Origin of the sequence: Winslowiella toletana (assembly GCF_032164335.1) — a bacterium.
GTDB classification, from domain to species: domain Bacteria; phylum Pseudomonadota; class Gammaproteobacteria; order Enterobacterales; family Enterobacteriaceae; genus Erwinia; species Erwinia toletana_A.
In genome coordinates, this window is the sequence record NZ_CP134152.1 from 3,297,188 (window position 1) to 3,320,906 (window position 23,719).

Genomic DNA, 23,719 nt, shown 5'->3' on the forward strand with positions numbered 1-23,719 from the left:
AGTGGCTACCCTTCCCGTACTTTTCTGACCCGCTCAGCATAAAACGCTAAGGTCTTCTGCAAAGTATCCAGCGTTACCGGCTTCGACAAACAGTTATCCATTCCGGCTTCAATACAACGCTGCTTCTCTTCTGCCAGCGCATTGGCGGTAACGCCGATCACCGGAAAAGTATGCCCTAACTGTCGCAGGCGCTGCGTCAGGCGATAACCATCCATATTCGGCATATTGACGTCGCTCAGCACGATATCGATTTCACTGCGGCTGATCACATTCAGCGCATCCACACCGTCCTGGGCCGTTTTCACCCGGAAACCCAGCGATCCGAGCTGATCGGAAAGCAACATCCGGTTGATAGGATGATCGTCCACCACCAGGATAAGAATATCCTCGTTGTTGACGCTCTCTTCTGGTGCCGGCAGCAGCGCCAGCCCGTCAGGAACATCAACCGGCACACGGTAGATCCGCCCCAGTAATGCCGGAAGTTCATGCGGCGTGGCGGTGCTGTAAACCCAACGCCCGGTCGAAACTTCCTGTGGCATATCAATATGCTTGCCGTCGAATACAATTACCGCACGCACTTGCCTTGCTGCGTCAAAATCGTAGTCGGTGATAATCACATCATCAGCACCATAGCCATTTTCATCAAAGCGCTGAACCCGGATACCGTGATCGTTCAGCAAGTTTTCAAGGAAATCGGCAAGGTATTCATTTCTCAGCGCCAGCCACACCTGCTTATCCTGCAAGCCTTCGTGCAACGGCGGCACAATCACCCGGCTGTTATAGAGCGGAATACGCACAATAAACTGGCTACCCATTCCCGGTTCGGAATCGACTTCGATATCGCCATCCATCATATTGATCAGTTTCTCGCAGATCGCCAGCCCGAGGCCAGTGCCCTGGAAGTTGCGCTGCACGCCGGTACCGACCTGGAAGAAAGGATCAAACAAGCGGGTGATCTCTTTCGCCGGGATCCCGACGCCGGTATCGCGCACGCGAAACGCCAGATAACCATCCCTGACATAGGCATGCAGAATAATGCAGCCGGTATGGGTAAATTTAATGGCGTTATTCAGCAAGTTAGAAATCACCTGCTGTAATCGCAGCGGGTCGCCATCCAGCAATATCGGCACATCGCTGTCAATACAGCAGTAAAGCGTCAGGCGCTTTTTCACCACCAGCGGCAGATAGTTAGAGGCAATATGGGTAACCACTTCACGCGGCGCAAACTCGCGCGGCTCAATCCGCAGTTGCTCAGACTCAATTTTTGAGAAATCGAGAATATCGCTGATGATTTTTAACAGCAGGCTGGAAGAGTTGTTCATTGCCGTGACCAGCGATTCGACGCCTTTTGGCAGCACTTTGGTTTGCAGCAGATCGAGATTACCAATAATGCCATACAGCGGGGTGCGCAGTTCATGGCTGACGGTGGCCAAAAACATCGATTTGGACTGGCTGGCCTGCTCGGCGGCCTGCGCCATCTCCTGTAACGACTCTTCCATTTTCACGCGGGCGCTGACGTCCACCAGCACGCAGATCGCCACATTTTCATTCCGATAGCGCGAATGGACAAAGCTGATCTGCAAATTGGTGTTGCTGCCGGTTAATACATCGACAAAGTTAACCTGCTGGCCGCAGATAATTTCCGTCAGTCGCTGACGGTCTTCCTGGGTCAGCAGATTCAGATAATTATGCGCCAGTTCGTTACTCAGAATATTGGTGCCGTCACTGGTTCGCAGAATACAGATACCAACGGGGGCCGATGCAACGATCTTACGGTTAAACTGCTCATGTTCTTCAAGGCGATGCGCATTTTCCTCTGCCGGCGAAAACATGCGTCGCTCAAACAGCCACGACAGCGAGAAGATAATCAAGCCGCTCAGCAGATTAAGCAGTAGTGCATTAATCATCAGCATCTTCAGCTGGTCTACTAACACATCAGTCGAGATGGAATAGACCACGCTGAGTGTGGAAGGCTGTAGCGTTTTTTTCAGCACCAGCTGCTTATAACCGTTGAGATAGCCAAACCAGGCTTTATTATCCGGCAGATCGTCGAGCGAGAAACCACCGTTGTTGTGGGCAGTGGAGAGAATCGGCTGATTATTCTGGTCAACAAAGGTTGCTACCACCGGCAGATTACCCGGAGAGATAAAATCATCCAGTCGGATATTTTGCTCAATACCCAATAACGCCTTCATTTTGTTAGCGACATACACCGGCGTGACCATATAGAAATAGCCGACGCCCGGCTGCGTACCGGGAGCAATCCAGTACAGGCTGTTTTTACGCTCCTCCTCGTTGGCATCGCGATAGCGTAAAACATGCTCATTCAGCGACTTAATCGCCCTTTCGCGCTCAACCGAGGCGGTACCCGTCGCAAAATCCGCCAGACACAAACTTTCATCGCCAACAAAGAACACCCGGTTCAGTCCCCAGGCAGAAGAGAAATTGCTTTTCCAGTAATTGAGATAATAGCTGAGCGAATCCAGCGAACTACGCCAGGTATTACTCATAGTTGAGCAATCAGAATTTGCCCGCAGCGGATAAAACTGCGGCGGCATCGATTTAGCAGCAGCACTGCCATTGATGATATCGGAGCCATTTTCCGGGAAACTCAGCCGGTTTTCGGCGATAAACTTCAGCTCGCGGGTGATGTCGACCGAATGATGAATATACCATTGCGCCTGGTCGTAATTGGCACCAAACTCCTGCCGCACCTGCGACTCTTTATCGTGCAACACGTTAATAATATAGAAAACGGTAAGCAGTGCGCCAAGCGCCCAGAGCATTAGAGCCAGCGCCCGAAACAGATAGCGGGAAATTCTTAACGTAGTGCGAAAAGAGACAAAATATTTCAAGTGTAACCTATGGCGGCTAAGGGTCAGTGGTGCGTTTTGCGATCCCGATACAGTAGCGGTACTGGTTATAAAAAGCCAGAACTGGCGCGGTGCTTCACGATAATCCAGCCTGTTCTGAGTGCGCCGCGCGCCACTGTGAGGGCGTTTTGCCGGGGATGGCTTATGTGATTACGCCGCAAAGTGTCGCCAGCATTCAGCTGCCGGTGTTATTGATCACCGCTGACGACTATATTCGCACGCCCAAACCACTGGATTCAGGCGTAGAAACGCTCCACTTACCGCAACAGCGTCTGCCACATACCGGTCATTTCGATGTCCTGCCGCTGTGCCAGCCGCAGGCGGCAGCGGTGCTGGCCGAAGAGGGAGAGGAATTTCTCTGTGAAATCCCACCGGCGGAGCGCGCGGCGATTCATCAGTTGGTGGTGAACAAGGTTATCGCTTTTCTGCGGCAGAATCGGATTATCGCGGAGTAACAGAATTAAAAAAGGCCAGCAATGCTGGCCTTTTTATCTGGTGCTTTAAGCGTAACGATTACTCTTCGTCACTTTCAGTGGCTTCGTCATCGTTATCCACTTCTGGCACGATCTCGTCATCACCTTCCGCGACGCTGCCGTCGATAGCATCCAGCTCTTCTTCTGCTACCGGCTCAGCCACACGCTGCAGGCCAACCACGTTTTCATCTTCCGCAGTACGAATCAGGATAACACCCTGCGTATTACGTCCGACAATGCTGACCTCAGAAACGCGGGTACGCACCAGCGTACCGGCATCGGTGATCATCATAATCTGATCGCTGTCGACCACCTGTACCGCACCGATAACCGGTCCGTTACGTTCGGTGACTTTGATCGAGATAACGCCCTGAGTCGCACGCGACTTGGTCGGATACTGGCTGTTCTCGGTACGTTTACCGTAACCGTTCTGCGTTACCGTCAGGATCGCGCCATCTTCACGTGGGATGATCAGCGAGACCACGCTGTCGCCTGCCGCCAGCTTGATACCGCGAACACCGGATGCGGTACGGCCCATGGCACGCACTGCCTGCTCGGAGAAGCGCACCACTTTACCTGCGGCTGAGAACAGCATCGCTTCGTCATTACCGTCAGTTAGCGCAACGCCAATCAGCTCATCGTCATCACGCAAATTGACGGCAATAATACCGGCACTGCGCGGACGGCTGAACTCAGTCAGCGCGGTTTTCTTCACGGTGCCGCTGGCGGTCGCCATAAAGATATTCAGCCCTTCCGCGTACTCACGTACAGGCAGAATTGCGGTGATACGCTCGTTTGGCTCCAGCGGCAACAGGTTGACGATTGGGCGTCCACGAGCACCACGGCTGGCTTCCGGCAGCTGGTAAACCTTCATCCAATAGAGACGGCCACGGCTTGAGAAGCACAGAATGGTATCGTGGGTGTTGGCCACCAGCAGACGATCGATAAAGTCTTCTTCTTTAATACGTGCTGCCGACTTACCTTTACCACCACGACGCTGCGCTTCGTAATCAGTCAGAGGCTGATACTTGACGTAGCCCTGATGCGACAGCGTAACCACCACATCTTCCTGGTTGATCAGGTCTTCGATGTTGATATCTGCGCTGTTAGCGGTAATTTCGGTACGACGTTCGTCACCAAACTGATCGCGAATCAGCTCCAGCTCTTCGCGAATCACTTCCATCAGGCGCTCTGCGCTTTCCAGAATGTGCAGCAGTTCAGCAATCTGCTCCAGCAGACCTTTGTACTCGTCCAGCAGTTTTTCGTGCTCAAGGCCGGTCAGTTTCTGCAGACGCAGATCAAGAATCGCCTGAGCCTGCTGCTCGGTCAGGTAGTACTGACCGTCACGAATACCAAACTCTTCTTCCAGCCATTCAGGGCGCGCCGCATTATCACCAGCGCGTTCCAGCATAGCGGTAACGTTACCGAGAGCCCACGGGCGCGCAATCAGACCGGCTTTCGCTTCGGCTGGCGATGGCGCCTGGCGGATCAGTTCGATAATTGGATCGATATTCGCCAGCGCAATCGCCAGTGCTTCAAGGATATGAGCACGATCGCGCGCTTTACGCAGTTCGAAAATAGTACGACGCGTGACAACTTCACGACGATGGCGCACAAAGGCTTCGATAATATCCTTCAGCGGCATAATCTTCGGCTGGCCCTGATGCAGTGCCACCATGTTGATGCCGAAAGAGGTTTGCAGCTGCGTCAGCGAGTAGAGGTTATTCAGCACCACTTCGCCAACCGCATCGCGTTTGATTTCGATGACGATGCGCATACCGTCTTTATCGGATTCATCGCGCAATGCGCTGATGCCTTCCAGACGTTTCTCTTTCACCAGCTCAGCAATTTTCTCAATCAGGCGCGCTTTGTTCACCTGATAAGGAATTTCATTGATGATGATGGTCTCGCGACCGGTTTTCGCATCGGTTTCTACTTCACCACGAGCGCGGATATAAATTTTACCGCGACCGGTGCGATAGGCTTCTTCAATACCACGACGACCGTTGATAAACGCCGCCGTCGGGAAGTCTGGCCCGGTAATATGCTCCATCAGCCCTTCTACGCTGATGTTTTCATCATCGATATAAGCCAGACAGCCGTTAATCACTTCTGTCAGGTTATGAGGAGGAATATTGGTCGCCATACCAACGGCAATACCGGACGAGCCGTTAACCAGCAAGTTCGGGATTCTGGTCGGCATCACTTCCGGGATCTGCTCAGTGCCGTCATAGTTCGGCACAAAGTCGACGGTCTCTTTTTCCAGATCCGCCAGCAGTTCGTGGGCGATTTTCGACATGCGCACTTCGGTATAACGCATTGCTGCCGCGGAATCGCCGTCAATGGAACCGAAGTTACCCTGACCATCGACCAGCATGTAGCGCAGCGAGAATGGCTGCGCCATACGCACAATGGTGTCATAGACGGCGGTATCGCCGTGCGGGTGATATTTACCGATTACGTCGCCGACAACACGGGCAGACTTTTTATATGGTTTGTTCCAGTCGTTACCGAGAACGTTCATGGCATAGAGCACACGACGGTGGACTGGTTTGAGTCCATCCCGAACATCTGGTAATGCACGGCCAACGATGACCGACATGGCGTAATCAAGGTAGGAGTTCTTTAACTCTTCCTCGATATTGACCGGTGTGATTTCTCTGGCAAGGTCGCTCATGGAGCCGCTATCCCTCTACATTAGTCCCGGATTCAAAGGTGCGAAAGTATATCACACTGCACTGATACGGTGAATGGAAAGCGTCGTAATGCATGCTTTATTCGCCAGGAGCGCTCTCGTGCCCTTCACTGACGGAAAGATGTATACTTCAGAGAAATTTTGTTGCTGGAGCACTAATTCGATGAATGCAAACCCTAATACTGGCGTCCCTAACGTCGATCACCAGGAGATCGCTAAATTTGAGGCGGTCGCTTCGCGCTGGTGGGATATGGAAGGTGAGTTCAAACCTCTGCACCGGATTAACCCGCTGCGCCTCGGCTATATTGCCCAGCACGCTAACGGTCTGTACGGTAAGAAAGTGCTCGATGTCGGCTGTGGCGGCGGCATACTGGCTGAAAGTATGGCGCGTGAAGGCGCCGAAGTTACCGGCCTCGATATGGGTGCTGAACCGCTGGAAGTGGCGCGTCTGCATGCGCTGGAAAGCGGCGTAAAAATTGATTATGTGCAGCAGACGGTGGAAGATCATGCCGATCAATTTGCCGGACAATATGATGTTGTCACCTGCATGGAGATGCTGGAGCACGTGCCGGATCCGCGTTCTGTGGTTCACGCCTGCGCCCGTCTGGTAAAACCGGGCGGCGAAGTGTTCTTTTCTACCCTGAACCGCAACAGTAAATCCTGGTTAATGGCGATTTTCGGCGCAGAGTATGTGCTGCGCATGGTGCCACGCGGCACGCATGATATTAAAAAGTTTATCCGCCCTGCCGAGCTGCTGAACTGGGTTGATGAAACGCCACTGCGCGAGCGCCACATTATCGGCCTGCACTACAACCCGCTGACCAATAAATTCCGTTTAGGTCGCGGTGTAGACGTGAACTATATGGTGCATACCCACAGCGTGATTGAGTAACTTTCTGCCCTGGGCGGCGTTGCTGCCGCCCTTAGCAATAAATTCCCTGCTCCGCGAAACCCTTTCATCAAAATGCCATCGGATTTTCATAGTATTACCCGTCATCGACAGATCTTTTTCCTGTTGTACGTCTGGTGAGCTATTTGTCAGAATGATGCCGCCTGCAAATGAATCTATCGCTTAAAACCTGCTGGGCGATAAAATCGTCCGGCTCAGAACACTTTTTCCGCAAAGAAAATTGCCCGCAATAAGCAATGGATAGAAAATCAGCGTTCGATCAAAATTTTGATTTTTTTATCTAAAGGATTGACAGCGCTACGGCCCTAGAGAAACGCGGACTTAGTAAAAAGTCTGCATCTGGAACCGAAAAACGATCAGAAATCAACTCTTGTTATGCGCGGATAAGTTACTAGAATACTCACCATCTAGTTACACAATCCTCCCCTGACTACTACATATAGTGTTTATCCACAGAGTTACTCACAATGAGATTTCTGTGCATAAACAGGGGATATTTTTTACGGACAGGTAAAACCCGACATGAATCAGAGTCTGCTGGTCACAAAACGCGATGGTCGCAAAGAACGTATTAATCTTGATAAAATCCACCGGGTTCTCGACTGGGCAGCTGAAGGTCTGCAAAACGTTTCTGTTTCCCAGGTAGAGCTGCGTTCGCATATCCAGTTCTACGACGGCATCAGAACCTCTGATATCCACGAAACGGTAATCAAAGCAGCAGCCGATCTGATCTCACGTGAAGCGCCAGATTATCAGTACATGGCAGCACGCCTGGCGATTTTCCACCTGCGTAAAAAAGCTTACGGTCAGTTTGAGCCACCAAAACTGATCGACCAGGTCAAACGTATGATTGACATGGGAAAATACGACAAGCATCTGCTGGAAGACTACTCGGCGGAAGAGTTCGAGCAGATGGACGGTTTTATCGACCACTGGCGCGATATGAACTTTTCCTACGCAGCGGTTAAGCAGCTGGAAGGTAAATATCTGGTGCAGAACCGCGTCAGCGGTGAAATCTACGAGAGTGCGCAGTTCCTGTACATTCTGGTCGCTGCCTGCCTGTTCTCCGGCTATCCACGTGAAACCCGTCTTGATTACATCAAGCGTTTCTACGATGCGATCTCGACTTTCAAAATCTCACTGCCGACGCCAATCATGTCTGGCGTGCGCACCCCGACTCGTCAGTTCAGCTCCTGCGTACTGATTGAATGTGGTGACAGCCTTGATTCCATCAACGCCACCAGCAGTGCGATTGTAAAATATGTCTCACAACGTGCCGGTATCGGTATTAACGCCGGTCGCATCCGTGCACTGGGCAGCCCAATCCGTGGCGGTGAGGCTTTCCACACCGGTTGTATCCCGTTCTACAAACACTTCCAGACCGCAGTGAAATCCTGTTCTCAGGGTGGCGTACGCGGTGGTGCCGCCACGCTGTTTTACCCGATGTGGCATCTCGAAGTGGAAAGCCTGCTGGTACTGAAGAACAACCGTGGAGTTGAAGGCAACCGCGTCCGTCATATGGACTACGGCGTACAGCTGAATAAACTGATGTATCAGCGCCTGCTGAAAGGTGAAGATATTACGCTGTTCAGCCCGTCTGACGTCCCGGGCCTGTACGATGCCTTCTTCGCCGATCAGGATGAGTTCGAGCGTCTGTACACCAAATATGAGAAAGATGACAGCATCCGCAAACAGCGTGTGAAAGCGGTCGATCTGTTCTCACTGATGATGCAGGAACGCGCGTCAACCGGTCGTATTTACATCCAGAACGTTGACCACTGCAACACCCACAGCCCGTTTGATCCGGCAATCGCGCCAGTACGCCAGTCCAACCTGTGCCTGGAAATCGCGCTGCCAACCAAGCCGCTGCTGGATGTGAATGACGAAAACGGCGAAATCGCACTCTGTACGCTGTCAGCGTTCAACCTTGGTGCAATCAACAGCCTTGACGATCTGGAAGAGCTGGCAATACTGGCGGTTCGCGCGCTGGATGCGCTGCTGGATTATCAGGACTATCCGATTCCGGCGGCAAAACGCGGCGCAATGGGCCGTCGTACCCTCGGCATTGGCGTGATCAACTTTGCCTACTATCTGGCGAAGCACGGTGTGCGCTACTCCGATGGCAGCGCCAACAATCTGACGCACAAGACGTTCGAAGCAATTCAGTTTTACCTGCTGAAAGCATCCAACGAGCTGGCGAAAGAGCAAGGTGCCTGCCCGTGGTTCAACGAAACCACCTATGCACAGGGCATTCTGCCGATTGATACTTACAAGAAAGATCTGGATGTTATCAGCAACGAGCCGCTGCATCTGGACTGGGAAAACCTGCGCGAGCAGATTAAAACCCACGGCCTGCGTAACTCGACGCTCTCTGCGTTGATGCCGTCGGAGACCTCTTCGCAGATCTCTAACGCCACTAACGGTATTGAGCCGCCGCGCGGTCATATCAGTATCAAAGCTTCCAAAGACGGCATTCTGCGCCAGGTGGTGCCGGATTATGAGAACCTGAAAGACAGCTATGAGTTGCTGTGGGATATGCCAAATAACGACGGTTATCTGCAGCTGGTTGGCCTGATGCAGAAATTTATTGACCAGGCGATTTCGTCGAACACCAACTATGATCCAACGCGCTTTGCTAACGGTCGCGTACCAATGAAGCAGTTGCTTAAAGATCTGCTGACTGCGTATAAGTTCGGGGTTAAAACGCTTTACTACCAGAACACCCGTGATGGCGCGGAAGATGCGCAGGACGATCTGGCACCGTCCATTCAGGATGATGGCTGCGAAAGCGGCGCCTGTAAGATTTAATCCTCCCCGGATGACACTTCAGTAGTGGTCGGCACAGCCCGGCCACTACCCTTAATGACTGGATTACCATCATGGCTTACACCACGTTTTCACAGAACAAAAATAATCAGCTGGACGAACCAATGTTCTTTGGTCAGCCGGTTAATGTTGCGCGTTATGATCAACAGAAATATGACATCTTTGAAAAGCTGATTGAAAAGCAGCTCTCTTTCTTCTGGCGTCCGGAAGAAGTCGACGTGTCTCGTGACCGTATTGACTATCAGGGCCTGCCGGATCATGAAAAGCATATCTTTATCAGCAACCTGAAGTACCAGACGCTGCTGGATTCAATTCAGGGCCGCAGCCCTAACGTTGCGCTGTTGCCACTGATCTCGATTCCAGAGCTGGAAACCTGGGTGGAAACCTGGGCGTTCTCTGAGACAATTCACTCGCGCTCTTACACGCATATCATTCGTAATATCGTTAACGACCCGGCGATTGTGTTTGATGATATCGTCACCAATGAGCAGATCCTGTCGCGTGCTAAAGATATCTCTGGTTACTACGATGATTTGATTGAGATGACCAGCTACTGGCATCTGCTGGGTGAAGGTTCACATCAGGTCAACGGTAAAACCATCACCGTCAGCCTGCGTGAACTGAAAAAGCAGCTGTATATCTGCCTGATGAGCGTTAATGCGCTGGAAGCGATTCGCTTTTACGTCAGCTTTGCCTGCTCCTTCGCCTTCGCCGAGCGCGAACTGATGGAAGGCAATGCCAAGATTATTCGTCTGATCGCTCGTGACGAAGCGCTGCACCTGACCGGTACTCAGCATATGCTGAACCTGATGCGCAGCGGTGAAGACGATCCTGAGATGGCGGAGATTGCCCGTGAATGTCGCCAGCAGTGTTACGATCTGTTTGTTCTGGCGGCAGAGCAGGAGAAAGAGTGGGCAGAATATCTGTTCCGCGACGGCTCAATGATCGGTCTGAACAAAGATATTCTCTGGCAGTACATTGAATACATCACCAATATCCGTATGAATGCGGTTGGCCTTGATCTGCCGTTTAAGACCCGTTCGAACCCAATTCCATGGATCAACTCATGGCTGGTGTCTGACAACGTCCAGGTGGCACCGCAGGAAGTGGAAGTCAGCTCCTACCTCGTTGGCCAGATTGACTCCGAAGTCAACGGCGACGACTTTAGCGATTTCCAGCTGTAATTTATGGCCGGTTCGATTATTACGCTGCGCACATCAGGTGCGCAGCTTCAATGCGATGAAGAGCACCCTTCTCTACTGGCGGTGCTGGAATCACATAATCTGTCCGTCGAATACCAGTGTCGCGAAGGCTATTGCGGCTCCTGCCGCACGCGCCTGCTGAAAGGCGAAGTTTGCTATGCTGCCCGGCCATTAGCCTTTGTGCAGGATGGTGAAATTTTGCCCTGCTGCTGCCGGGCGAAAGGTGATATCGAGATAGAAATGTAGCGGCGGCGTTATCGCCGCCCGCGTCAGGAGTTTGCATCCTGCCTGTCTTCGCCAGGATATGATTCAAATCATCGTTAAACCTTAATCGTCTCCACCACATCAATCCAGCCGTGCCCGGTAGTAACATCACTGCCCTTCAGCCAGCGGCGCAGCATATTCATCGCCATCATCGCCACCACCTCCTGCCGTGTTTTCAGTCCGTCACGGCTTACATTAAATTTTACCTGCTGGGCAAAGGTTCCATCCGGCGTATGCAGCGCAAAGCCAAGCTGTTCGTCAGCAAAACCGCCGACGGATAACGCCAGTGCCGAACCGTTGCTCTGCGCCAGCGCGGCGGTGCGCGCGGCTAACGCCGGTAACGACTCTGGCTGCGAGGGCAGCACATTCCCCGCGGCTAAGGCAACACCGGCCGATGCCAGCTGCCACTGCAATAATCCGGCAGAAAACTGCTCGCTGACGCTCAGCGTCAGTCCACGCTGTTGCAGTAAACGCGCCAGCAAAGCCGGTAATCCTTCGGTGCCTTCAAAAATAGTGCACTCGGCCATCATTAGCCGCACTTGCTGCCAGCTCTGTTCCATCGCCACGCGCTGTGATGCCGGGCCAGTCAGCTTTAATTCGATAATTGGCATCGATGAGCGATAGCCCATCACTACCCCTTCCGGCAGCGGCAGCGACTCCAGCTCGCCAGCCAGATCGCTTTCGCCACGGCCAAAGGTGGTCAGGCGCAAACAGATTGGCGGTTCGGGTAGGGTGTAATGCTGCTTCAGGCGCGGCAAAATTTGCTGCCCGACCATCACTTTAAATTCTGATGGCACGCCGGGAGTGAAGAAAATCCAGCAGCGGTTCAGCTTAATCGCAAAGCCACAGGCAGTACCGACCGGATTATCGACCAGCTCAGCGCCGGCCGGGATTTCTGCCTGCTTACGATTACTGGCGGCCATTGGTTTACCGCGGCTGGCGAAGAACGCTTCCATCTTCTCCAGCCATGGCTGATGGAGTTCCAGCCCGACACCCAGCGCCGTCGCAGCCGCTTGTGCACTGAGGTCGTCACTGGTCGGCCCAAGGCCACCGTTAACAATCAGCACATCAGCAATCTGACTGCGCTCGGTTAACGCGGCAACCAGCGCCTGCAAACTGTCCCCGACCGTCGAGCGACTGGTCATCGGCAACCCATGCTGAAACAGTTCATCTGCCAGCCATGCAGCATTCGTATCAACAATTTGCCCGTGCAGCACTTCATCGCCGGTTGAGAGCATCTCCACTCTGATCACTGTTTTCTCCTGTCGGATTAGCACGCCGTTATGCCTTGTTATCTGGCTGTTAATTACCGTAGCGGGATCTGGCAGTCAGGTAAACCGTTTATCTGCACTAACGCACGCAATGAACACTGCGCGGTTGCAATACGGGTTTGAGCCTTCAGCGATTAAACCGGTTCTGGCTTCATCGCCCCCTCTTCATTAGGGTACTCTGCTTTCACTGACGCCTTCATGTTCAGAATGGCCTCTTCGATGGCTTTTTCGCCCAATCCATTCTGCATCGCTACCGCCATGGCGCGATAAAGGTTGTTTTCATCACCATTACGTAGCCGGGCAGTGATCACTTTACCGTCTTTCATGACATTATATTTAAGAACGCCTGACTTTTCCGTTGTCTCTTTGAGAAAATAAGACCGGGCTTGCTCAGGAATAGCATCAAGCTGACCTTCAGGGCCAATAATTCTTACGTTATTATTGACATCATAAACGCTGAAGTAACACTGATTGCTACGGGCAATGATACGAATAATATCATTATTGAGTGTCGTCTGAATGCCATAATCAGGATTGTAATGCTTCCCGTATGAAATCAGCAGCTGATTCCCTTTTTCAATATCATTTTTGGCAACGTAGAAAACAACCTTGTCGTTAAGGTAGCCTGCTACCAGATTATTATCCCCCAGTGATTGCAAGTCGTACATTTTTCCGGTATTGACCAAAGAGAGTATATTGGCATTTTGATAGCTGCTGGTTGATCCTTGTCCATTATTCATGTCTCCCCAGAGATATTTAAGAACCTGCTGGGTACCCACCTTGCGAAATTCGGTACGCAACGTCGCATCGTTGTTATGCCGGACGCCGGTATATATGCCAAGCAGCGTACCACGCGGGATTTTTTTTCTGGCGATAACACTTAATCCAACCGGATTATCCGCTTCCAGCGTATTGAGCACCTCGAGGTACTCGTTCAAAACGCCATCAACCTTGACACCGTCCTTGATATAAGAGTTCTGCTCTTTGCCATCAGTCTCAACAATATGCTTTAATTCGCTAAGCCAGCGCTGTTGCGCCGCTACACGCTGATCGACTTTTTTTATCTGTGCAGCATTCAGCAAATAATTAGCATTGGTGATGGTGAGTGGCTCGTCACCGAGAATCTGCTGGGTAATGCTAAGTGCTGGATTAATCGGATCGGTCAGCAGTGGAGGATTCTGCTGCAAATTCAGATGCAGCAAGCCATACTCCGGTGCCCAGCCAGTTTCCGGATCATAAGGACGTGCCAATAACGGGTTGATGCCAAGAAACTCAGGGTTCAGAGCATCATATAACGAACTTTTAGTGACTTTAGCAGCAGCGGCAATGTCGCGCAGGGTAATCAGCGCCCTATCAGGATGCTGGCTATTTTCCCAAATCTCAATCATTCGCAGACCATACAGCTGATTCTTTCGTTCAACAATGATGCTACTGTCCTGCTCGCTGATCATTTCTTCAGGGATTCGCGGCATACTGTTAAACCATTCGAATCTTTTTCTGTTTAACCATCCTTTCAGTTGCTCAGCACTAACGCCAATATGATTAGCAATATCGCCATCCAGTACTGCTACCTTCTCCTGCTGCAAATTGCGTGAGTTTACCAGGCGTAAGCCATATTGTTTATTTTTCTCTTCGCGGATATCTCTACTATCGCCGTCAGTTATTTCTTCCTGCGGTAAACGTAGATTGGCATTAAACCATTCGCGCATTTCGTTCTGTTTTTTTAAGGCGCGCGATAACGTCATTGAATCAATCCCAGCCTGCTCTGCAATAAGCATTTTAGTGATATTCAGATTAAATGTAACGGCGGCCATATTGGGTTCATCACGCTTCTGAAGCAGGCGCAAGGCGTACTCTTTCCCGGTTTCACCCTGAATACGCGGATAATTTGCGAACCATTGATGCTGCTCAGCAGTAACCGTCTTAACTGCCACTGCCACACCAACTCTTTGCCTGAGATCAAACAATGGCACCCCGGCGTAAATCGCGAGGTATTTATTCTCCACTTTATTCGCTTTATCCAGTTTATCGTTATTGTTGGCTTTTTCGTCTTTCTCTACTTCCGCTTGCCTCAGCTGGTGCAGACGCGCGGCATAATCCATATCAGTTTCATTTTCATGCCGCACATTTTTTCGCAGAAATTGCCTGGTTTTAGCATTAACTCTGTCAAATCTTTTTCTGAGCGGCACTTCGCGCACATTGGTATGGGCAGAGATATTCGCCAGACTAACGCCATTATCAGCAATCAGCAGCAGACGCAGTGCATAATCACCGTCGGTTTCCTGCGCTTTACGTGGATGCGTGCTCAGCCACTGCAGTATTTTTGGCGATCCTCTTTTCACCTGTGCTTCAAGCAGGCTTTTTTTCACCTCAGTACGATTGGCTATCATGCTCAGAGTAATTCCTTCTCCACGCAAATGATAAAGGCGTGTCGCGTAGTCGAGATCACCCTCGCCCTGCTGCTGAGGATATTGTTCAAACCAGGGTTCCGCCTCGGATGCGCGCGTCTTTAGCCAGGAAATAATCGCGAACTCTCTCATCTTGGTGTGATCGGCAATCGCGGTAATCGATATCCCTTCCGGTGCAATTCTGCACAGCCGTAAGGCATAATTAAGCGCTTGCTCTGATCTGTGTCGGGGATTGCTGGCAAGCCATATTGCAACTTGCGGCTGGTTTTCCCGTAGCTCTGCTCTCAGATTGATCAATGATACTTCAGCGTGGGTGGCAATAACATTTAACGGCAAGGTTTTAGGCGCGATTCCGCTCAGGCGCACGGCATAAACCATATTCCGGTATTTAATCATCACTTCTTCATCTTCTACGCGCACCGTTTCTTGTTCCACGCGCGGGTGATCGTAAAGCCAGCCGCTGTAATCAATTTCCAGCTCGTTTTTCTTCTCCGCTGGCAGATTTTCACCACTGCCCGACGGCTTATTGATTCCAGAAGGACCGGCGCAAAATTCATCGCCAGCACGTTTTACCCGTAGCTGGCATGGCCGTATCTCTTCCAGCACAAATTCCTCGTTTTCATCCAGGCGGTAAACATACAGATCATCCGCTCCATCCGGAGTTTGTGAATTCGGTACCCGTAAACTGAACAGATCGCTTTGTTCTGCATCCTGCTCTACCCGGATATACTCCTGCGTACCCTTGTGATCTGTACCGGTATGAATATAGAGGTCACCGCTTTCGCTGCTCCGGTAAATATCATGATAATCTTCCAGCGCCATGCTGAGTGAGAATGGCTCGGTGGGTCGCACTTTAACTTCCGCTGGCAATGCATAGAATACCGGGTTCTTTAACTGCTGAAATTGCCATTCGCCCACCTGAGGGCTATAACGAAATAGCATATCGTCGGCCACAGGCTGCTCGGGGAAATATTCTCCAGGTTTTTTACCTGGCCTGACGGGCAGATACTGCACGGTTCCATCTGCTGCCGTGTTCCAGCGTAAAAAATGGCTTTTACCATTCCAGTACAGCCCGGGAATATTATCTGCCACATTAAGCCATCCTGGCGCTGCCACATTCTGCTGCAACCAGCTCCGATCAATTTTTGCTTCCGCTTTTTGCAATAAACTAAACGGTGAATGCACGACATCCCAGTTACCGGTCATTGGCTGCCACTTCAACACCGTCTGCCGGCTTATTGACTGCTGCCCCACGCTGCCAAGCGTAAAAAAATCGCCTTCAAGATTGCCGCGTACATAGCCAATTTCGACGTTATTCGGGTTATGACGACCACGTGACTTAATCCCCAGATAGTGCTCTCCCGGCTGTGTTGCCCATACCTGACGCTCCCATCCCGCTACCGGAGACAGCACTCTTCTTTCGCCGGGTAAGCTATTAATTAATGCTTGCGGTATTGCAGATAACACTCTGCCATTAAGATGGGTATTGGCCGGATAAAACTCTCTCCATTCAGAGTTAAGCTGATTAAAGTAAATTTTCTTTCCGCTGGACATAACCCAGGTCGCGTCAGCAGCATTGTGGGTGAGCGGATGATAGCTGTCTTCAACTTTCAAATAAAATTCAGATTGTTTGCTGTAGGTAAAAACATGCTCACCTTCAATGTCTTTTATTTGCCAGGCGTTATTTTGTGAATTACGCGTTGCCGGATATTTAACCACCGGGTTCGATCCGACTCTCTCTGCCATACCCCGGTTGACATCATCAGGATAAAGTCGCCATTGTTGACCGGCGATGTTCTTTTCCAGAATAGTGTGAACCGTTAGCCCGGTTTGCGCGTGGTTAACGACCGTTCCTGGAAGTTCAGTGATAGGATTTTTCACCGCCGCCAGCGAATTAACTAACCGGCTGGAAGGTTTCACCCTTGGTGGGTTAAAGGCTTTATTCGCCTGGGCTTCCGGCATCATTGAAACAGCCATGCCCCATTCAAGCACAAATTCCGCTCTGCTCTGGCCAGGCTGCCGCTCAAAAATTTCTCCGGTAACCGTTTCCCCAACCTTTCGGGAAAAAAAACCCAGCACCGCCGCGCCGCCACTCAGTAAAAAATGCCCCGGGTTATAACTGCTGGTGCCCTTAATAAATAGCGTTCGCCCCTGCTCGGTAATTTCATCTGACCAGCGGGTTATTTTCGCGCCGATACTGGCATTATTCATTGATTTATTTTTTATCGTCATCTGATGCTGTTTAATACGCCAGCGCATGACATCCTCATGCGCCCGCTTATAACGCTGTGCGCCGTCAGACGGGCTGCTGAAAACCATCCATGAGTCGCCCAGCGAAGCAACCAGTTGCTGCTGCTGTTCACGGTCCAGCATCAGATCCATTTGATTGAAAAACGCCGCCGCTTGCTGGCAAAAGCTGGCCTCGCTATCGCCCGGCAGGTGAACAATATCTTCTGCCAAAGCGTTCGGCAATGCAGGCTCCCCGGTGGTATTCCGGGGAAGAAACGGCTCTGACAATTCTCGCTTCTGCCGTGCCCCATCAGCCTGATCGCTGTGAATAACCGGGACAATGTTATGCCAGGGCGCCAGCGTTTGCGCGGGAAAAACGTTGCCAAGCTCCCTGCTCTGCGGAGCCATACCCGCGTAAATTTTTTCCTGCCCCTGAAAAAAATATGCCAGCCGTTGAATGGTCTGCTTTTTGCCGGCAGAGACCAGTTTGCCATCAGAAGCTATTGGCCTGAATGTCGCTTCGGCTGGCAGAAGGCCCATTCGCGGTGCAACTCTCTCATTTTCAGACGCCACTTTGACCGCTTTCAGCGCCAAATGATGTCGCCTTATTTTTCTCCCTTTAATCGACTTTGTCTCAATTGGAGTAAAATTCTTTGCGGGTATAGCGGCCGAGGTGTTCATAATCGCGATAAAGGGTAATTTATCTGTCGGAGTATCCCGAATGCCTGCGTTAATAAAGCTCTGCCAGAGACCGCTTATTTCGTCCAACATCAGCGCATTCCTTATATTACCCATTTGGGATATTATTCAATAATTAACAATTACGGGAATTAATAGATTTTTGTCAGCCTGGCTAAACTGGCAGCCATAATAGTTAAAAATTAAATATTTATTTATAAAAAAAGCTTATCGTCTCATTTTTTAAATCGTGATATCTGGCAATATTAACTCTAAATGATGGCGCTATTCAGAAAAAATGATAAGCCAGAAAATAATAATCAAAGAATAATGCGAGGAGAGTAATCAGGAATTGGGGTCGGGTTTCCGACCCACAAATTTTATTGGCAGGACAGAGTTAGCGGCGAGCCAGCAATAAGCCGATCACCAGGCCAGCAGTGGCACCGACGCCAATACCATGCCAGGGTTTTTCGTGCACATAGTCATCAGCACGGTAAACCGCCTGTTTGGCGCGGATGTAGTAGGTATCGGACGCCTCACTGACGCGTGATTTTACATCATGCAGTGCCTGCTCAGCTTTCGCCTTGAGCTCAATGTATTTCTGATCGGCAGGGTCGCCCGAGGACTTCAGCACTTCTTCCAGCGTTTCTGTCAGCAGTGTCAGATCGTCATCCAGTCGGGTCTCATGCGTTTCATCAGGTATAGCCATTTTATTCCTCCGTGTACGAATAACATGCATGTCTGTTAACTATAGACAGTTTTCAGCGTCCTGCGCGCTATAGCCTCCAGGAATAACCTGAGAATTAACAGATTAATGATTCAAACGCTGGTTATTTGTTCATTTGCGCTGTTATCACGCCATCAGGCGCTGACAGCGGGTTGCGGCTAAAAAATCACCGAACGTAAAATGCGTTAAATCTGCCGCTGGCGTAGCGGAAAACCGTGGGTTTATTCGATTAATCTGATAAATTTCCTGAGGTTTGAATTTTTGTATCAGCAAGCTGTCGTATCCCCCTGTAACCCTGGCCACGCCAGGAGATGCAAATGGGTGCACAAGCACGACAGTCACTACAAACTCCGTTCAGCAAAGGAAAATACTTCTGGCATGAATCGAAGAATGTTTATGAAAGCGTCAATGGCATTCGCTACCGTAAGCGGTATGTCTGGCTTATCCACGCTATTTGCGCAGTCCGCCTGGGCAGATGCCGATATTGCTGACGGCACCGCGATGCGATTTGATTTTGACGTTCTGAAAAAAATGGCCGCAGGCATGGCTAAACAGCCGTGGGGCGGCGCTCCAGGCCCGCTGCCGGAAACGCTGGCAACCCTGACACCGCAGGCCTATAACGAAATCCAATACGATGCCAGTCATTCGCTCTGGAATGATATCGCTGACCGCGAACTGGATGTGCAGTTCTTCCACGTTGGCATGGGCTTTAAGCGACGCATCCGCATGTTTGCCGTTGATGAACAGAGTCGCGAAGCGCGTGAAGTTCACTTCCGTCCGGAACTGTTCAACTACAATAACGCCAAAGTTGATACTCAGCAGCTGGAAGGCAAGACCGATCTTGGATTTGCCGGTTTCCGCGCATTTAAAAAGCCGGAACTGGCGAAGCGCGATATTGTCTCCTTCCTTGGTGCCAGTTATTTCCGCGCGGTGGATGAAACTTATCAATACGGCCTATCGGCTCGGGGTATTGCGGTAAACACCTTCGGCAGTGGTCAGGAAGAATTTCCCGATTTTACAGCTTTCTGGTTCGAAACGCCGAAAGCTGAAGACACGACATTCACTGTCTACGCACTGCTGGACGGTCCAAGCGTCACCGGAGCCTATAAGTTTATTATCGACTGCGAAGCGAAACGCGTGGTGATGGAGATTGAAAATCATATCTTCGCGCGCAAGGACATCAAGCAGCTCGGTGTTGCACCGATGACCAGTATGTTCAGCTGTGGCACCAACGAACGCCGCATGTGCGACACCATTCATCCGCAGATTCACGACTCCGACCGCCTGGCAATGTGGACCGGCAGTGGTGAGTGGATCAGCCGTCCGCTGAATAATCCGCAGAAATTACAGTTTAATGCTTACCAGGACAATAATCCGCGCGGGTTTGGCCTGTTGCAGCTGAACCATGATTTCAAGGACTATCAGGATGTGATTGGCTGGTATGACAAGCGCCCGAGCCTGTGGGTTGAACCGATCGGCAAATGGGGTAAAGGTGCCATCAATCTGATGGAGATCCCTACGACCGGTGAAACGCTGGATAATATTGTTTGCTTCTGGCAGCCGGAAGAGCCGATCAAGGCGGGTAGTGAACACAGCTTCCACTATAAGCTTTACTGGAGCGGCTTACCGCCGGTGCGCAGTGATTTAGCGCGCGTCGATGCGACCCGAACCGGTATGGGTGGCTTCCCGGAAGGCTGGGCACCTGGTGAACATTATCCGGATGTCTGGGCACGCCGCATTGCGGTAGATTTTGTCGGTGGCGATCTGAAAGCCGCGGCAGCGAAAGGCATTGAGCCGGTGATCGACGTCTCTTCAGGCACCCTTAAGCAAGTGGAGATTCTGTTCGTTGAACCGCTAAACGGTTATCGCATCTTGTTTGACTGGTATCCGAACAGCGACGATACCAAACCGGTTGAGATGCGGATGTTCCTGCGTTCGCAGGGAGAAACGCTGAGCGAGACGTGGCTGTATCAGTACTTCCCGCCACCGCCGGATAAACGTAAGTATATTGACGATCGGCAGATGCATGCTGACTAATTAATCAGCATGTTTTAACGGGCGGCGTTTGCGCCGCCCGATTTAACTAGTTCTGCATCCCAATATGCGGAATATCATCCTCAAGATAAATCTCGCCAACCGGCTTAAATCCTAACCGACCATAAAACTCCTGCAAATGCGCCTGCGCAGAGAGAAAGATCGATTGTCCCGGCCAGTGTTGCTCGCAGCTGGCAATTGCCTGCTCCATTAACCGATATCCAAGGCTTAAGCCTCGTGCCTCAGGAGCGATGATCACCCGGCCAATGCTTACCGGTTGATCTGATTGTTGCGGCGTCAGAACACGCGCATATGCCACGATCTTATCATCCAGCCAGCCGATAATATGACGGTTATCCTGCGCCAGATCGGCACCGTCAATATCCTGATAAGCGCAATGTTGTTCAACCACGAACACCCTGCTGCGCAGCGCCAGAATAGCGTAGAGCTGTGCAACGCTCAGCTCGCTGTGGTGTAAGTCCTGCCAGATAAGATCCATACTCCCTCTCCTGCTTTTTTCTGTTAACACGCTTCCTGCCGGGTACGCAGCGCGAACAGAGTAAATATGCCGCACAGCAGCGCGGTCATCAACGGTAAACCATGCAGGGTCATTGACATTGAAATGCCACCCAACATCGGGCCGATTAACGCCCCCACGCCCCAGCCGACCGAAAGAATAGCATAAGCTCCTGCCAGTTCCGCACCGCGAAAACGCTGACCAATAAGCGTAATAATCACGGTATAGATGCCAACGAACACTCCGCCCCAGACAAACAGCAGTGCGCGCGCCAGCCAGATATGTTGTAACGCCAGCGGCCAGACCAGCGCGCCGAGGGTAGAAAGTGCGGCAAGTATCACGATTAAACGCTGACGATCAAAGCGATCTGCCAGCCAGCCGACCGGCAGCTGTAGCACGATGGCGCCAACCAGCAGAATAGCGATCAGTGAAGTGGCCTCGGACTCACTCCAGCCGAGGTTGATGGCATACAGCGGCAGTAAGTTCATCCCGGCACACTCCAGCGCCGCATTCAATACCGTCGCCGCCAGCGCCAGCGGAATCAACTTCAGCCAGGCCGCCAGGGAGCGCTTCACCTCATGATCAGAGGAAATAAAGCCGGTCTTCGACAGTATCATCGCCAGTGCGGCAGCCAGCGCGATGACGCCACCCAGCATAAAGGCATTGGAACCGCTCCCCATCAGGCTAAGAATCATTGGGCCGAGGGCAAAGCCAAGCGACAGCATGGCGGTATAAATGGCTAAATTCTTCGCCCGATGCTGCTCCACCGTCACCTGATTTAGCCAGGTTTCGGTGACCACCAGAATGACTTCGGTTGCCATTCCCAACAGCAACCGCAGCACAAACCAGCTGGCGATCGGCAACCATGGAAACATCATCAGTAAAGCCGCAGCAGCCAGTATTGCGGTAAACATTAGCTGACGGGTCGAGAAAGTGCGGCATAACCACGGCAGTTTGGGGGCAATCAGTAATACGCCAAGCGCATGCATTGCGGCATTGATACCGATAAAGGCTTCGCTATAGCCATGATTGGCCAGCGTGATGGCGATCAGTGGCGCACTCAGACCGTAGGTCAGACCAAAAATCGTGACCGCCGAAATGACAGAAAATTTAGCCCGCAGTTCAGACTTCATTTTTCCTCCGGCGCACCTTTACTTTGCGCGGCGATCGTTCCTTTTTTCAGGCGGATTTCCTGTTTAATTACCGCGCGCCGTATCAGAAAAGCTTCGTGCACGCGTTTGTGCCACGCGCGGCTGCGGGTCGGCTCAACCACCAGCTTCAGCAGGCGTACATAGTCAAGCGCCAGGCCCGGCGTCCAGGTCATCTGTTCGGCCCGGCCGCGCACCAGCCCCAGCAGCCAGAAATTAGGATCTAACAACAGATGTATCGCCGGAAAACGATAGTGGCCCATCGAACCCTCGATAGCCACGTCCAGCGCCTGCACCACCGTTGACGAGCAGTTGCGTGAGGTCAGGTTATAGGTGGTATCTGTGGAAAAAACCTGCCAGTAATTATGCAATGCCTCGGCGTTATAGTGGTTAAACGGCACCTGCTGGTCCGGTGGACACCAGTCAGCAATCTCCGCCGCCAGATCGTCGTTGAATCGCCCCGGCATATCATTGTCCTCACCCGCCCGCAGCATGGCGCGGAAATTACCGCTGTCGCGATCGATCTCCTCAAACGGATAGTGGCTGATATAGAGTTCGTTCTCGATGATCAGCGATATATGTCCGGTAGAGATCACACCGTCTTTATCCACTGCTGCGATATAGCGATCGATGACTCGCCGCCGCTCGGTAACTATCGCCGATCCCACCGGCGTCCATACCAGCACCTTCAGCGGAAGGGTCGGCGACTGCTGCGGAAATGGCGGATGCTCGTAAGCCAGCTCACTCCAGCGACGCAGCCCGCGTGAGGTAAATAACGGTAACGACATCACCGAGGCGCTTTCCGGTAACAGCAATACCTGACGCGCCATCTTAATTAATGACAGGCCGGAAGTAAGCAGAAGTAAGGAGAAACAGAGCGGTACGGCAATATGATGATGGAACGGCCAGTTGCTGAAAATCAGCAGACTGAGGCCAACTTCTATTACGCCAAAGGAAAACTCCCGCCGCCATTTCACCGTACGCAGCACCAACGACGAAGCGATGCGGAATAAGCCGTCGCCGAGAAATGCCGTACCAAACAGCACTGAGGCGAGAATATTGTTATCCCAGGGTAAATCAAACACCAATAACGCGATAACCAGAAAGCCCAACCCTTTCCAGATACCAGGCCAGTATATGCGGATACCAATAATCATCGCCGCGGCGATTTCAACCAAACCTTCAATAACCAGTAACAGCGCTAAGGTATCCAGCGGCACCGACAGGCGACCGTCACTGGCGATGTCGTAAAAGATCGCCACGCCGAGCGCGATCCAGCATGCCCCAATGAAGGCGAGGAATAACCAGCGGGATTTTAACTGACGAGCACCCACCAGTAAGAAAATTAATCTTATCAAGGGGCTTCTCCAGCGAGGAAGAGGATGATGCCAAATTAGCAAGAAGGCCGAAATAGCACAAAGAATAAACATTAATAATGTGCGGAAAATACAATATTAAAAAAAA

The 23,719-nt window shown here is 51.5% G+C and carries 14 protein-coding genes; 6 read left to right on the forward strand and 8 right to left on the reverse strand.

Annotated elements, in window-relative coordinates:
• Positions 1-5: 5 nt before the first annotated feature.
• Positions 6-2,855 carry a two-component system sensor histidine kinase RcsC gene (rcsC, locus tag RIN69_RS15445; protein WP_313852867.1) on the reverse strand — a complete coding sequence of 950 codons (2,850 nt, stop codon included), beginning with the start codon at positions 2,853-2,855 and terminating at the stop codon, positions 6-8.
• Positions 2,856-3,010: 155 nt separating this feature from the next.
• Here rcsC and RIN69_RS15450 point away from each other — a divergent pair, with 155 nt between their 5' ends.
• Complete coding sequence (locus RIN69_RS15450) at positions 3,011-3,328, forward strand: hypothetical protein (protein ID WP_313852868.1); 318 nt, start codon at positions 3,011-3,013, stop codon at positions 3,326-3,328.
• A gap of 58 nt (positions 3,329-3,386) precedes the next feature.
• Here the strand turns inward: RIN69_RS15450 and gyrA are convergent, their stop codons facing one another.
• Positions 3,387-6,023 carry a DNA topoisomerase (ATP-hydrolyzing) subunit A gene (gene gyrA, locus RIN69_RS15455; RefSeq protein ID WP_313852869.1) on the reverse strand — a complete coding sequence of 879 codons (2,637 nt, stop codon included), beginning with the start codon at positions 6,021-6,023 and terminating at the stop codon, positions 3,387-3,389.
• Between the two features lie 181 nt (positions 6,024-6,204).
• Between gyrA and ubiG the strand changes: the two genes are divergently transcribed.
• The 4 genes from ubiG (at position 6,205) to yfaE (ending at position 11,225) form a co-directional block, all read left to right on the forward strand.
• A complete protein-coding gene (ubiG, locus tag RIN69_RS15460; RefSeq protein ID WP_313852870.1) occupies positions 6,205-6,933 on the forward strand; it encodes a bifunctional 2-polyprenyl-6-hydroxyphenol methylase/3-demethylubiquinol 3-O-methyltransferase UbiG in 729 nt (242 codons plus the stop codon).
• A gap of 540 nt (positions 6,934-7,473) precedes the next feature.
• Positions 7,474-9,759: a class 1a ribonucleoside-diphosphate reductase subunit alpha gene (gene nrdA, locus RIN69_RS15465; RefSeq protein ID WP_313852871.1), complete on the forward strand. Its 2,286-nt coding sequence runs from the start codon at positions 7,474-7,476 to the stop codon at positions 9,757-9,759.
• A gap of 71 nt (positions 9,760-9,830) precedes the next feature.
• Entirely contained in the window at positions 9,831-10,961 is a 1,131-nt protein-coding gene (gene nrdB / locus RIN69_RS15470; protein WP_313852872.1) for a class Ia ribonucleoside-diphosphate reductase subunit beta, read from the forward strand.
• A 3-nt stretch (positions 10,962-10,964) separates the two neighbouring features.
• The gene (gene yfaE, locus RIN69_RS15475) at positions 10,965-11,225 is read left to right on the forward strand and encodes a class I ribonucleotide reductase maintenance protein YfaE (protein ID WP_313852873.1); all 261 of its coding nucleotides are present in this window, start codon (positions 10,965-10,967) and stop codon (positions 11,223-11,225) included.
• A gap of 74 nt (positions 11,226-11,299) precedes the next feature.
• Here the strand turns inward: yfaE and RIN69_RS15480 are convergent, their stop codons facing one another.
• The 3 genes from RIN69_RS15480 to elaB form a co-directional block, all read right to left on the reverse strand.
• The gene (locus RIN69_RS15480) at positions 11,300-12,496 is read right to left on the reverse strand and encodes a nicotinamide mononucleotide deamidase-related protein YfaY (protein WP_313852874.1); all 1,197 of its coding nucleotides are present in this window, start codon (positions 12,494-12,496) and stop codon (positions 11,300-11,302) included.
• Between the two features lie 152 nt (positions 12,497-12,648).
• Positions 12,649-17,922, reverse strand: a complete 5,274-nt coding sequence (locus tag RIN69_RS15485; RefSeq protein WP_313852875.1) for an SET domain-containing protein — start codon at positions 17,920-17,922, stop codon at positions 12,649-12,651.
• 304 nt (positions 17,923-18,226) lie between these two features.
• On the reverse strand, positions 18,227-18,538 hold the full coding sequence (gene elaB, locus RIN69_RS15490) for a stress response protein ElaB (RefSeq protein ID WP_313852877.1): 312 nt from the start codon (positions 18,536-18,538) through the stop codon (positions 18,227-18,229).
• A gap of 396 nt (positions 18,539-18,934) precedes the next feature.
• Between elaB and RIN69_RS15495 the strand changes: the two genes are divergently transcribed.
• A complete protein-coding gene (locus tag RIN69_RS15495) occupies positions 18,935-20,593 on the forward strand; it encodes a glucan biosynthesis protein D (protein ID WP_313852878.1) in 1,659 nt (552 codons plus the stop codon).
• Between the two features lie 46 nt (positions 20,594-20,639).
• Here RIN69_RS15495 and RIN69_RS15500 read toward each other — a convergent pair whose 3' ends face one another.
• From RIN69_RS15500 to RIN69_RS15510, 3 genes are read right to left on the reverse strand one after another with little or no spacing between them, the layout of a single operon-like run.
• Positions 20,640-21,089 carry a GNAT family N-acetyltransferase gene (locus tag RIN69_RS15500; protein WP_313852879.1) on the reverse strand — a complete coding sequence of 150 codons (450 nt, stop codon included), beginning with the start codon at positions 21,087-21,089 and terminating at the stop codon, positions 20,640-20,642.
• Between the two features lie 23 nt (positions 21,090-21,112).
• Positions 21,113-22,240: an MFS transporter gene (locus RIN69_RS15505; RefSeq protein ID WP_313852880.1), complete on the reverse strand. Its 1,128-nt coding sequence runs from the start codon at positions 22,238-22,240 to the stop codon at positions 21,113-21,115.
• A complete protein-coding gene (locus tag RIN69_RS15510) occupies positions 22,237-23,613 on the reverse strand; it encodes an HdeD family acid-resistance protein (protein ID WP_313852881.1) in 1,377 nt (458 codons plus the stop codon). The genes RIN69_RS15505 and RIN69_RS15510 overlap by 4 nt, the downstream gene beginning before the upstream one ends.
• Positions 23,614-23,719: the final 106 nt, after the last annotated feature.